The sequence below is a fragment of the Methylobacterium sp. WSM2598 genome (assembly GCF_000379105.1).
In the GTDB taxonomy this organism is placed as follows: Bacteria; Pseudomonadota; Alphaproteobacteria; order Rhizobiales; family Beijerinckiaceae; genus Methylobacterium.
In genome coordinates this window covers 3576695-3588645 of record NZ_KB900609.1, presented here as the reverse complement: position 1 = coordinate 3588645, position 11951 = coordinate 3576695, and the positions used below count along the sequence as shown (strand labels likewise).

8 protein-coding genes and 3 pseudogenes are annotated in these 11951 nt (G+C 66.5%); 5 read left to right on the top strand and 6 right to left on the bottom strand.

The annotated features are described in order from the left end of the window. Positions 1-226: 226 nt before the first annotated feature. From MET2598_RS36740 to MET2598_RS0117120, 4 genes and pseudogenes are all read right to left on the bottom strand, one after another. A pseudogene (locus MET2598_RS36740) lies at positions 227-1451 on the bottom strand (IS256 family transposase). 181 nt (positions 1452-1632) lie between these two features. Beyond that, positions 1633-1878: pseudogene (locus tag MET2598_RS0117130) on the bottom strand (helix-turn-helix domain-containing protein); the annotation flags it as partial. Between the two features lie 101 nt (positions 1879-1979). After that, on the bottom strand, positions 1980-2270 hold the full coding sequence (locus tag MET2598_RS0117125; protein WP_018261693.1) for a hypothetical protein: 291 nt from the start codon (positions 2268-2270) through the stop codon (positions 1980-1982). Next, on the bottom strand, positions 2267-2947 hold the full coding sequence (locus MET2598_RS0117120; protein WP_018261692.1) for a PspA/IM30 family protein: 681 nt from the start codon (positions 2945-2947) through the stop codon (positions 2267-2269). Before MET2598_RS0117120 ends, MET2598_RS0117125 begins: the two co-directional genes overlap by 4 nt. A gap of 144 nt (positions 2948-3091) precedes the next feature. Between MET2598_RS0117120 and MET2598_RS0117115 the strand changes: the two genes are divergently transcribed. From MET2598_RS0117115 to MET2598_RS0117105, 3 genes are all read left to right on the top strand, one after another. Beyond that, positions 3092-3658: a LemA family protein gene (locus MET2598_RS0117115; RefSeq protein WP_018261691.1), complete on the top strand. Its 567-nt coding sequence runs from the start codon at positions 3092-3094 to the stop codon at positions 3656-3658. 22 nt (positions 3659-3680) lie between these two features. Further along, positions 3681-5612 (top strand): M48 family metalloprotease, encoded by a 1932-nt coding sequence (locus MET2598_RS0117110; protein WP_018261690.1) that lies wholly within the window; start codon positions 3681-3683, stop codon positions 5610-5612. A 95-nt stretch (positions 5613-5707) separates the two neighbouring features. After that, positions 5708-6598, top strand: a complete 891-nt coding sequence (locus MET2598_RS0117105; RefSeq protein WP_018261689.1) for a hypothetical protein — start codon at positions 5708-5710, stop codon at positions 6596-6598. 949 nt (positions 6599-7547) lie between these two features. Here MET2598_RS0117105 and MET2598_RS0117100 read toward each other — a convergent pair. After that, entirely contained in the window at positions 7548-7823 is a 276-nt protein-coding gene (locus tag MET2598_RS0117100; protein ID WP_018261688.1) for a hypothetical protein, read from the bottom strand. A gap of 1213 nt (positions 7824-9036) precedes the next feature. Between MET2598_RS0117100 and MET2598_RS0117090 the strand changes: the two genes are divergently transcribed. Together MET2598_RS0117090 and MET2598_RS39335 are read left to right on the top strand one after the other, a co-directional pair. Then, on the top strand, positions 9037-10914 hold the full coding sequence (locus MET2598_RS0117090) for a tetratricopeptide repeat protein (RefSeq protein ID WP_026190784.1): 1878 nt from the start codon (positions 9037-9039) through the stop codon (positions 10912-10914). 85 nt (positions 10915-10999) lie between these two features. After that, positions 11000-11167, top strand: a pseudogene (locus MET2598_RS39335) (integrase); the annotation flags it as partial. Between the two features lie 531 nt (positions 11168-11698). Here the strand turns inward: MET2598_RS39335 and MET2598_RS42515 are convergent. Then, the coding region (locus MET2598_RS42515; protein ID WP_210163407.1) for a hypothetical protein at positions 11699-11951 on the bottom strand (253 nt) is incomplete at its 5' end.

Genomic DNA, 11951 nt, shown 5'->3' with positions numbered 1-11951 from the left:
CATGCGGGACGTGACGGTGCGGTTCACCGAGATGAAGGTTCTGCGGGAGCGGCTGGCGAGGGTGTCCGGGTAGCTTCGTGGCAGAACCCAGCGTCGCAGTCATCGAGCCATCGCGGGGAGCACCACGGCCGGACTGCAGGCAAGACACCCGGGACGCTGACGGAGTTCGCCGGCCGCGGGCCGAGGGGACTGTCAGGAATTTCGTGTGAGGCGGGCGGGTTGACCGTCAGGCCGCCATGGCCCGGGTGAAGCGCTCGCCGAAGATGACGGCGAACTGTGCCTTGGCCATGACCCACTCACGTGGGCCCATCTTCCATGCCCTCTCGGAGCGGTTCAAGACCAGGTAGAGGAGCTTCAGCGCGGCCTCGTCGGTCGGGAAGTGGCCCCGGGCGCGCACGGCCCGGCGCAGCGTGGCATTCAGGGCCTCGATGGCGTTCGTCGTGTAGAGGATCCGCCGGACCTCGCCGGGGAACGCGTAGAACGGCACCACCCCTCGCTCCAGGTCCGCCGCCAGCTCTGGGCGATGGCCGGGTACTTCTGGCCCCACTCGCCCGCTTCGAAGGCAGCCAAGGCCGCCTCGCCAGCGGCAGCATCGAGTGCGCGGTAGATGTCCTTCAGCGCGGCCGCCACGAGCTTACGGTCCTTGTAGGAGACGAAGTCGAGGCTGTGACGCAGCAGGTGGACGATGCAGGTCTGGACCAGCGCCTCGGGGAACACCGCCCGGATCGCGTCGGGGAAGCCCTTCAAGCCATCGACCACGGCCAAGAGCACGTCCTCGACGGCCGCGGTTCCTGAGCTCGTTCATGACCCGCAACCAGAACTTGGCGCCCTCGTTCTGCTCCAGCCACAGCCCGAGGATCTCCTTGGATCCGTCTCCGCGCACGCCGAGCGCGATGTGGACGGCTTTGTTCCGGACGAGGCCCTCGTCGCGCACCTTGATCCGCAGGGCGTCGAAGAACACGATCGGGTAGACCGGCTCCAGCGGCCGGGCCTGCCAGGCGGCGACCTCCTCCAGCACCGCGTCGGTCACCGCGCTGATCAGGTCGGGCGAGACCTCGATCCCGTAGAGCTCGCGCAGGTGCCCGACGATCTCCCGGGTGCTCATGCCGCGGGCGTACATCGACACGATCTTGTCGTCGAAGCCGGGGGAGCAGCGGCTGATAGCGGGCGATCAGCTGCGGATCGAACGTCGCCTGCCGGTCCCGGGGGATCGACAGCTCGATCCGGCCGGTCTCGGGTGTCACGGTCTTGCGGCCGTAGCCGTTGCGGCTGTTGCCAGCCTCCTCAGCCGCCAGATGATGGTCCATCTCGGCGTTGAGCGCGCGCTCAGCCAGGGCCTTCTTCAGCTCGTCCAGCAGGCCGTCGGCTTCGAACGCCGTCTTGGGATCGGCGCCGGCCAGCAACTGGTCCAAGATCGCATCAGGGATGCGGGGCGCTTTGCGTCGTGCCATCGGGAACCTCCTTCGGGTTCACTATGGCCGCCCCACACGAAATTCCTGACAGTCCCCGGGCGCATCGATCACGACAGGACCGACCGGGGGGCTACGGCGCTCCGCGCCCGGTGAGGCGCCGCCGGAGATCCTGAAATACGAGATAGGTCGACAATTCCCGCCCAAGAAGTGGCACGCGAGAGGGCCGGGTCTTGTCCCGCAGGAGGCCTTCAACGCCCGCCGCGACGAACCGCTCCTGCAAGCGCCAGACGCAGGTCTTCGATGTCCCGGTCCTGCGCATGATCTCGACCGTGCCGACGCCGTCAGCCGAGAGCAGCACGATCGCGGCCCGCCACACGTGCTTCTGCGGTGTGTTCCGGTCCAAGGCGATCGCCTCCAAGCGGCGGCGATCAGAAGGGGCGAGCGTGATGGTGATGCCGGGGCGCATGTCCCAGGCTCGCATGACGAGGGAGCGGCTGGCACCCCTAGCCGGACTCCTCCGTCACACCTGATCCAGTAGGTCCGGAACGAGCATCGGGTCTGCCAATCTCAGCTCAAGGTCTCACGTGCCTTGCCGAATGCCCGGCGGCCTCCCCAGGCCATGATAGCTGCCATCGCCCCCACCCCGAGGAATGTCGGCAGGCTACCGGCGAAGAGGCCGCCGGCGAGCGCCGCGAAACCCCAAAGGATGGCGAAGAACCAGCATAATAGCCCGCGCGCGAAATGGCCGCCGCTACGCGCGACCTTGATCCCGCCCTTGGCATGGTCGGCCGCATTCTGCAGCCGCCTGACAAGGGCGTCCTCCCCAAAACGCCATTCGGCATTCGGCTTCTGGATCATCGGGCGGCCTGCTGCGCCTTGAGCGAGGCTAGCCGCTCGGCAACTGTCGCACTCTTCTGTAGCCGGTCGATCTCGGCAACGCGATTGACGGCTTGCGCGTCGGCTTGGGCGAAACCGACTCCGCCCGAGCCACCCATGGCCCGGTCGAACGCCCGCTCGGCGGCGTCGACCTTCTTCTCGGCCGATCGCCCCGGCCGGATCGGACCGTCACCACCGAGAGCCGCCTCCCGGCGGGAGATGACGTAAGCCGAGAGCGCTTCTTCCATCTGCGCCTTCCGGGCCTTGAGCGCGCTCAGCCCGTCCTCAAGGCGCTGCTCCTCGTCGCGCGCCTGACTCTGGACGACGTCCAGCTTCTTCGCTTGCGCCTCAAAATCCACCTGTCGCGACAGTGCGGCCTCAGCGAGGTCCTCACGGCCCTCCTTTAACGCGAAGCTCGCCTTTCCGGTCAGTTCCTGGACGCGCTCGGCCAGCATCCTTACGTGCTTCGCGGCATTGAGACGGCGAGCCATCGTCGCTTCTACTTCTTCCCTGACCTCGTCGATCGCGCGATCGGCTTCGCGGATTGCCTCCCGCATCACCGCCTCACCTCCGGCCTGCTCTATCCGGTCGACCGCATCTTCCACGCTCGCGGAAAGCAGGCGCGACACACGGGCGAAAATCGATTCAGCCATCATCATCCCCAACTCAGATCGAGCTGAGCGAAGCTAAGCACAGAGTGGATTTAGCCGCTGTTAAGCAGCGCGCTGGATTCGCTGATTTGAGGAAAGGAATCGGCAAGCGTATGTGTCGCATGGTCATAAAACCCGGACGAAGAGGACGCGATGCTGACGATCCTGGCCTGTGTAATCCTGTTCGCGCTTGCTGTCCCCTTGGTGGTAGCGTGGACGACGCATAACCGTCTCGTCGCGCTCGATCAGCGCTGTGAGACGGCATTCGCCGACATCGACGTGCATCTCAAGCATCGACAGAACCTGATCCCGGCTCTGGTCGAAACGGTCCGTGGGTTCACAAAACACGAGAGCGACATTCTCCTCGGCATCACGCAGGCCCACGCCGAGGCCCTCCGGGCAGTCGCGCCGGAAATGCGGCTTTCGGCAGAAGCGAACCTGACGCAGAACATCAATGCCCTGATCGGCCTCGCGGACCGCTACCCCGAGCTGAAAGCCTCGGCTCACTTCACCGAGCTGCGCAAGGAGCTGGTCGACGCAGAGAACCGCATCACCGCCTCCCGGCGCTTCTACAATCTCGCTGTCGGTGAATACGGAGCAACAAGACGGCAGTTCCCTGGAGCATCTGTCGCCAAATTCTGCAAGATGAGCACCCGGACGCCGTTCGACCTCGGCATTGAACGCGTTCTCATCGACGAGCCGGTCGCAATTAAGTTCTGATTTTAAGCTTCGAGGCTCCGCTATGCGGGTGAACGGTCTTTACGGACATGTGCGCAGCAACGACCTGCGCTCGCTCGTGCTGTTCGGGGGCTTCGTCGTCGCCTTCCACGTTATGGCCGTGCTTGCCCTCGTGATACCGCTCGCGATGCTTGATCCCGAGCACGCACCGATGTCCGGCCCGATGGGCTACGTTGCCCGCTGGGTACCAATCCTCACGGCGGTCGGAACGGTGCTGTTCGCGGTGCAGATGGCCTGGCACACTCGTGCCGTCCGCCGCCGCACCGAGTTCCGGTTCGTAGACAATGCGGACGAGCCCCGGCTGTGCGGGATCGTCGAGCCGCTGGCGATCGCGGCGGGATTGCCGGCGCCCTATGTCGGCGTGATCGAAAACTCGGCCCTGAACGCCTTCGCCTGCGGCATACGAAGGAAGGATGCCATCCTGGTTTTTACCCGCGGGCTGATCGATGAGCTTGACGACGACGAGTTGGCCGCCGTCGCCGCGCACGAGATCGTCCACATCGTGAACGGCGACATCCGCCTGATCGCGGCCACTAATGTATGCCTCGATACGCTGAAACTGCTGCAGCAGCGGCGCGATCCCCGGCTCGCGAAGCGGGTCTCCGAAGCGGTCAGTTTGCCCCTACTAGCGCTCACGCTGCCGTTCCTTGTCGTGCTCGTCCTTGTCCTCTGCTTCCTGCGCCGCTTGGCCGTAGACGGCAGTCACCTGACCCGCCGCCTGATCGCCTCGGCACGAGAGTTCATCGCCGACGCCGAAGCGGTGCGGCTGACCCAGCACCCTGCGGCCCTGGTCTCAGCGCTTCGACGCATTGAGGGACGCAGCGCGCTCCCCGGCCTTGCGGCCGGCCAGGACGCGATGATGATCGACGGCGCCCATGTCGGCCCCATGGCGACGCATCCGCCGATCGCGGAGCGGATCGCAGCCATTGTCGCCGTCACCGGCTCGATGGCCCTGATCGCGCCGGCGCGCCGCGACACCCGTCCGACCGGCATCCGACGCAGCGACAACCTGGGCGGCAGCACGCAGCCTCGACAGCGGATCGGACCGTGGGGTTCGCTGCAGTTCAGCACGGCCACGGCGGTCGCGCCCTCCTCGTCGCCGCACGGGGTTAACCGACTGGGGCTGACCCCGGAGATGACCCTCGGTGCAATTGCGGCGCTCGCCATCTTCGGCTGGGTCCACCGCGCCGATCTCGGCCGGCCGGCAGCGCTTGCGGCCGCTTTGGACGCGACAGCAGTGCACGACGTGTTCGCCGCCGCCGGCAAGGGAATGAGCTGCCAGTGGCAGGGATTGGGCTCGCTCGTGAACCTGACAAACAAGCCAACGGATTGCGGTGAGGAAGCGATTGGCCAGATGCTGGCCGCCCATCGCGGCCAGGGCGGAGTTGTCGGTCAGATGGCTGACACTATGGCGAGCCAGGCTCAACAGGGTATCCGGAGCCGAGGCGATGGCACGTTCAGCAATGTGGCGTCCTCGGCGGCCAAGCCGGCCGAGGTGCGGAGCGGACGCTGCTTCCAGAGCGTGGGATACAAGGTCGGCAACCGCGGCCTTCACTCCGTGGCGGAGCAGCCCGCCCCCGACGCGACCATAAACTTGCCCCGGTGGCTCGCCCACGGAGACAAGGTGGCCCGCCGGGTCGCCGAGGTCGACGCGACGCAGCGCGATGGCGCCCTGCTCGACTACTTCAACATTCGAAAGTCGCACGGCGAAGTAATCCACCGCTTCTTCGGCAGCCCCGGCCTGACAGTTGCGAGGACCCGCTACGAGAGCCCAGTGCATCAGACTGCGATCGCCAACTTGCGCGACCGGCTGACCGACCCGCAATTCGGATCGGCCCTGACCGCGGTGCAGCGGGCCGAGATCGAGCTCCTCGCGGCGGACCCGCTGGATTTCGTGACCTGCACGGCTCGCCGCGAGCGCGCGGCACGGCTTTGATCGTCCGCAACCATTGTAGACCGGGGTCGTGCGTTCGGCAGACCACGCCCGAGGGAAGGGAAGACGCCAAGCGGCGCAGGGGGGGAGGCTGCCGTATGACGCTGAGCGACTTCGACGTGCTCGGTGAGGAGATCACCGACGAGGAAACCGAGGAGATCGTCCGGAAGGGCGACCCCCGTCGCTCGCTGGTCCGCTATCAGCCGAGCGGCAGTGAGCTGTTCGTCAGCATTCGGCTAAATCTGCCGCTCCTCCGGGCTGCGGTTTCTCTTCCCGTTCTGCTGCTCAAGCCCTCATCCCGGGATGACGAGGTGCTCAAGCCCAACAATCCGGCCCTGGAAGCAGCCGGGGGCTGGGACCTGCTCGCGCCCGAAGGGTCGCGCCGAAACTGGGGTCTTTTGGAAAGGATCTGCCAAGACCTGACCAGGAGCTCCGTTCCCGCCTGCTACCTGGCGGAGCAGCATGGCGCGAACCGGCGCGATTTCTACTTCGTCACGGAGGACGTGGCTGGGCTGGAGCGAATTGCCCGCGCAGCGGCGGAAGCGCTGTCCTTTCCGCTGGCGATTGAGCGACGGCGCCTTGCGGACGTGGCACCCACCATCTTGCCAGCCGAGGCAATCGGAGAACTCGGCCTCGAGATTTCGAACGACGCCCGCCTTCGCGCCACACGGTTTGAATTCTGGGGCGCCGAGACCTCGCTCGCGAAGCTTCGTGCCGAACTGGAGCGGCGCGGTTACCGGTACCTCGAGTTGAATCGAAGCGTGATGGAGCTGCGAATGATCAATGCGGTGCCGATCGATGGGCCGAGCTTCCCCGCCGTGCTGAAGGAGATCGCGCCGCTAGCTCGCTCGCTCGGCTGCAGCTATCGCGGCACTGAGACCATTGAAGGGTCCGACCAGTTTGCGCTAAACCGCACACTGCCTGACCGCTACGCTACTGATACATCTCGAGGCGCGTTCGGCTGGTTTCTCGGCAAGAAGCGCCGATAGCCTATTCCACCTTCAATCGAACGAGAGGTTTCGACGGCTCACATTGTTCGAAAGCGGTCCCGAGCGCAATGTCTGCTTTGCAGCGCGGCTCACGTCAGGGCGGACCGTCTGCTATCGGCCAGGCTCGGTCACTTGGGCGCAGTCAGACTGCCGATGAGCGGACTTTTCGAAGGCCCGCGAAGGGTCCGGGCTGTGTGAAAACGCGGGCGCAGGCCAAAAAATATAGAACAATCCCCTATGACACGGAAACCCCGGCCGCCATATGCCGCCTCGGCGACCGCTAGGAAGCCTATTCCGGCAATGCCCAGAACGTTCGAGGGAAAATCCTTCTGCCGCGTTCGAGTTTTTACACAGTCCCGGTCGCAAGCAGCCGGTCGCGACGGGTACCAAGCGTCAGATTTAAACCACTAGGTTTTTATTAGCACAATCCCGACAAGCTGAATGCCTCGGCCGAGGTTGACATGCCCGGCGCGGACCACTCGCGGATGTCCGAGACAACGGCGAGAGCCGGCGGCCCTCACCGCAGCGGGGCGCGGCCGGCACGTCTCATTCGTTAGACTAGGGCGAGTGAAACAGATAATATCCGCTCAGGTCCACGGCGTGCCGAGCCGCCTCACGGCAAAACCCAATCGGAAGATTATCCTTCCCGGAGACAGTTTGCCCGCGCTCCCAAAGATCCTCCGTGAGAAACTTCGGTTTCGTCTTCGAGACAGGCACAGCGCAGCGCAGTCCACGCTTGCGTCTGCGCTCAAATACGATATAGGCTTCGTCTTGCATCGAGCACAGCCGACTCATCTGGGCAGCAGCCAATTAGGCTTATGAGATGACAGGGTGATGAACGCTGTGTGCTAACGCTCGCCTCAGCACCGTCCGCATCACGTTCACCAGCTCACCTAAGGCGTCTCAGCGTTAAATCCAGGGTGCTCGACACTGCTTACAACGATGCCGCCTAGCTATTGAACCACTTGCGCAACGCCGCCGCGTTCCGTGGTGCGGTCCCGCCCTCCACGAAGACCACCTTAGGGTCGACCATGCACAGGAGACCGCTCAGCCGCTTGCGGAGATCGTCGGTCAGCCCGGGCACGAACGCGCGGATAGCCGGCACAGGCGCGGTATGCGGGGCGACGCGGCACACAATGCTAACGTCGCTCAGGTGGTCCAGCACCTCCGCGGTTTTCGCGGCAGCAGCCTCGGCGAGGTTCCCGGTGACGATCGCGGCGTGCATGGGGGCATCCTCAGGGCGGGAGCACGCTGCTCGGCCGCACGGGACGGCCCTTAACGAAGTCTTGCCTGAATCCAGACAGGCTGTCTCTTCTCCCATGAGGGGAACCAGATGGCGCAGATCCGCATCCTCGACCCGTTGAGCGGTCGCGTGGTCTTGGTTGAACTTCCGCTGCCCGCTCCTACGCGTTCCGCTCCACGCCCCGCCGAAGCCGTTCGGGAGCCGCGTCCAGGCCCGGTGCAGGGCGCGACGGCGCCGGAGAAGCCGCAGGCGGTGCCGCTGACCGCCATCCCGGCAGCTTGAGCGCGGGTCCGCTGGCCTTTCCGGTTCAGAACCCTCCCGCCCGGCGCAGCCGCTCCAGAGCGGCTCCAAGCCCTGACGCCATCACTGCCGAACTCTTTGGCGCCAACAAGGACGCTCCCGCTGGACGGTCCTTTCTGGCGAGTTGGGAGGCGGACGGAGCGGGGTCCGCGCGGAAGGGCGCTCCTGGGTGATTGAGGTGGCCACGAACTGCCGCGGTAGGGCAGTGGGGCACGATGTGGCGCCGCGCCGGAGAGCCGGCCCCACGGGCCCTCGGAGCCCGCCGGTTGGCCGCGAGAAACGTCTTCATGTAGTCCGGGCCGAGGCGCCACTGGACCGTCTTGCGGTGCAGGCCGTTCTCCATGGCCCGGTAGGCCGAGCCGGTGACCTCGACGCGCTCAACGAAGCCGATCGCCTCCAGGACCGCGAGGGCGCCGTGCACGCGGGCTTCCGAGAGCCCCAACTCGTGACGGTCCGCGAGCGCCACGCGATCTACGGGGAGGGCCCGCCCGATCCGTCCTGGGGCGCTCCAGAACCACGCCATGAACGTCGCCAGTCCCATGCACCGCCTGGGCGGCTTTCCGGCCGCACACGGCTGTCTCAAGCCTGTCCGCGGCGTCGCGCGGCGGGCGATAGGCACAGTTCATCGTTCCCGGCCCTTGTCTGGGCCGCGGCAGGGCGAACGGCAAAGCGCGCCCGCGTCCAGAGCTGGCGCGTAGCCGAATAAGCTGGACGCGAACTCTTGACCTGCACCAGGCATCGGCGGCCTGAGGCTGAACGTCCGCTTGCGAGAGCATCGCGGTCATGGGGTGCCCTCAGGTCTCGCTGGTTGTTGCCAGACTTCGGTGTCCGTCGTTGCCAGCTGTGCGTATGACTGAGAATCTGGCGATCGGCCCGTTGATACTGGGAGGCTCTGATGGCCAGCCTTATCGTGCGACGTCGGAGCGCGCTCGGGCACGCACTCGTGATTGCAGGTGCGGTGAGCGGTCTCGCCTCGGCAGGGACCGCGCCAGCCTGTCCGCTCGGCAGCCATCACAGTCCGCGTGCGCGACTCCTGCACCGCATGGCGCAGAGCGATCAGCGGATGGTCGGTCCGGCCACGATGACCACGCGGACACCGCACCCCGCGCATTCGGCCCAGCCCGCTCGCAGCGAACTCGGTTCCTACAACCGTGATCTGCCCAGCGGCGCCGCGGCGCCCACGACCTCGCGACGGCCACCGATCTACGACAACCTCGGTCAGCTCACCTGGGCGGAGGTGCAGCCCGTCCGTCCGGACGCACGCGCCTATTTCAATCAAGGCTACAGGTTCGCGTGGGCCTTCAACCACGCCGAAGCGGCGCGCGCCTTCCGCGCCGCGCAGGAACTCGATCCAAGCTGCGCCGTGTGCTTCTGGGGCGAGGCCTGGGTGCTGGGCCCCCACATCAACTTTCCCCTCGAACCGGACGCGAACGCCAGAGCGCTCGTCGCCTTGGCGGAAGCCGAGCACTTGGCTGCCTCGGCCGGGCCGCTCCAGGGCGGACTGATCGAGGCGCTCTCTCGGCGCTACTCGCGCGACCCCGCCGCGGACCGCAAGGCACTCGACCAAGCCTATGCGGACGCGATGACGGCACTCCAGGCCAGCTTCCCGGACCTCCCGGACGTCGCCCTGCTGACCGCCGACGCCCTGATGAACTTGAGCCCCTGGGATTACTGGGCCGACGGAGGTCGGACCCCGAAGGGCGAAACCTCACGGATCATCGAACTCATCGAAGGCGTGCTCGGTGAACGAAGGGTCGGAACCCTCGTTGCGGCTCCCGACCATCCCGGCGCAATTCACCTGTACATCCACGCGGTCGAGGCTTCGGACCGGCCCGACCGGGCACTGCCCCACGCGGCGCGACTCGCATCCCTGATGCCGGGGGCGGGGCACCTCGTGCATATGCCGAGCCACATCTGGTACCGGCTCGGACGCTGGCGCGAGAGCCTGGACGCCAACGTGCGGGCAGCGGCCGCCGATGAGGCGCTCGTGCGGCAGGGCGGGGCGAGCCTCCTGTACGCGGAGGCCTACTACGCCCACAATCTTCACTTCCTGCTCGCCTCCGCGTTGATGGGCGGCGACGGCCGGACGGCGGTCGCGGCTGCGGAGAAGCTCGCCGGAATCGTCTCGGACCGCGCCAAGCGGGAGGTGCCGTGGACGCAGCCGATCGCGGCCGCTCCCTACAGCGCCCACGCGCGCTTTTCCCCGCCCGAGGCCGTCCTCGCCCTGCCCGCGCCCGACGCGAACTTCCTTTTCATTCTCGGGGCTTGGCATTACGCGCGTGGTGTCGCCCTGGCGCGGCTCGGACGGATCGATGAGGCGAGAGCCGCGGTCGCGGCAATCACGCAGCTGGCGCAAACCCCGGAGATCCAGGCACTCGCGTCAGCGGGTGTGCCGGCCGTCGATATTCTGACGATCGCCGGTACGGTGATCGAGGCGCGAGCCGCCGGAACGGCCGGCGATCACGGTGCATCTGCCGCCTTGTTCGCGAGGGCTGCGGCGATCCAGGACCGGCTGCCGTACATGGAGCCGCCGTTCTGGGATTACCCGGTCCATCAGTCGCTCGGCGCGGCCCTGCTGTCACAGGGCCGACTCGCTGAGGCGGAAGCCGCTTTCCGGACAGCCCTGGAGCGTTCTCCGAATAACGGATGGGCCGTGGCGGGGCTGCTCAGAGTGGCCGAGGGGCGCGGCGATGCCGGCGGGGCCGAGGAAGCCAAAGAATTGATGAGGACCCACTGGTTCGGGGACGGGATACCGCCTGTTGAGCAGTTCTGACTTGTTGCTTCGGAGCTATCAGAGCATCTGCGGCAGCAGATCGCCGGCCAACCGAGGACGGCTCGGAGTGACCCGACTCGCTTCGTCGGCGCACAGCCTGCGTAGGACGAATGTGGCGCTGGTCTGCAATCGGACGGGCAACATCCGGGCCCGCCAGTTTCTGCTCGGGCACACGGAGCCGGAGAGCACGGTGCGATACCTCGGCATCGAAGTAGATGACGCTCTGATCCTGTCCGAGCAAACGGAGATCTGAGATGGGCGCCGCGGTCACACCCGCCGCGGCGCTCACTAAGCGTGGCAGCTGCACCGCTCCGACTGACCCAAAGCGGCCCCTCGCGGCAGATGTCGGGAATGTCCGGTTGCGAGGGTTTTCCAGACATTTGATTTCCCGACACGGTTCATTGCCGCCAGCCGCCTGGCTGGGCACTGGCGTCAAGCGCGTCAGCGGACGCAGCTATCCTAACCGAGAGGACACGGTCGTTTTGCCTACGCCATCACAGGAGCCCCTCTTGCACCTAGCTCACTGGCAGAACCGGGTCGCCGGCGCGAACTCGACCGCCGTTTCGCCACTGGCTCCGAATGACGCCGACCCGCTCCCCCAGGGCCAGTAGGCTCCAGAACAGGGGGATCTTGCGGCGCCGGAGGAGAGGTAGAGACCACGGATCCAGCCCGACGAAGGGCAGGAACGGATTGCGGCGGTTGGCGGCGTAGATCTCGATGCGGACGCCTGGACGGACCGTCGCGCCCCGGGCGTGGAAGCCGCACGTGTCGCCCACCACTAGCATTACAGTTGCGTTTTTGTGCGTGCTGGCTGACGGCTGGCCCGGCTTGGCGTCCGGCGCTGCCGCCGCCGTTTGGCGTCTGACGCGCGCTGTTTGAGATGTGCCTGGCGGGCGGCCGCCTGATGCGCCCGTCGCCAGAGCGACCAGGCGATGACGTGAGCGGGTTGAATGCGCCGCTGTGCCATCCGCACCGCGATGCGGCGGATCTCCTGGACCGACCAGCGGATCAGCGGGCGCGCGGTCTCGGCCGGGCTC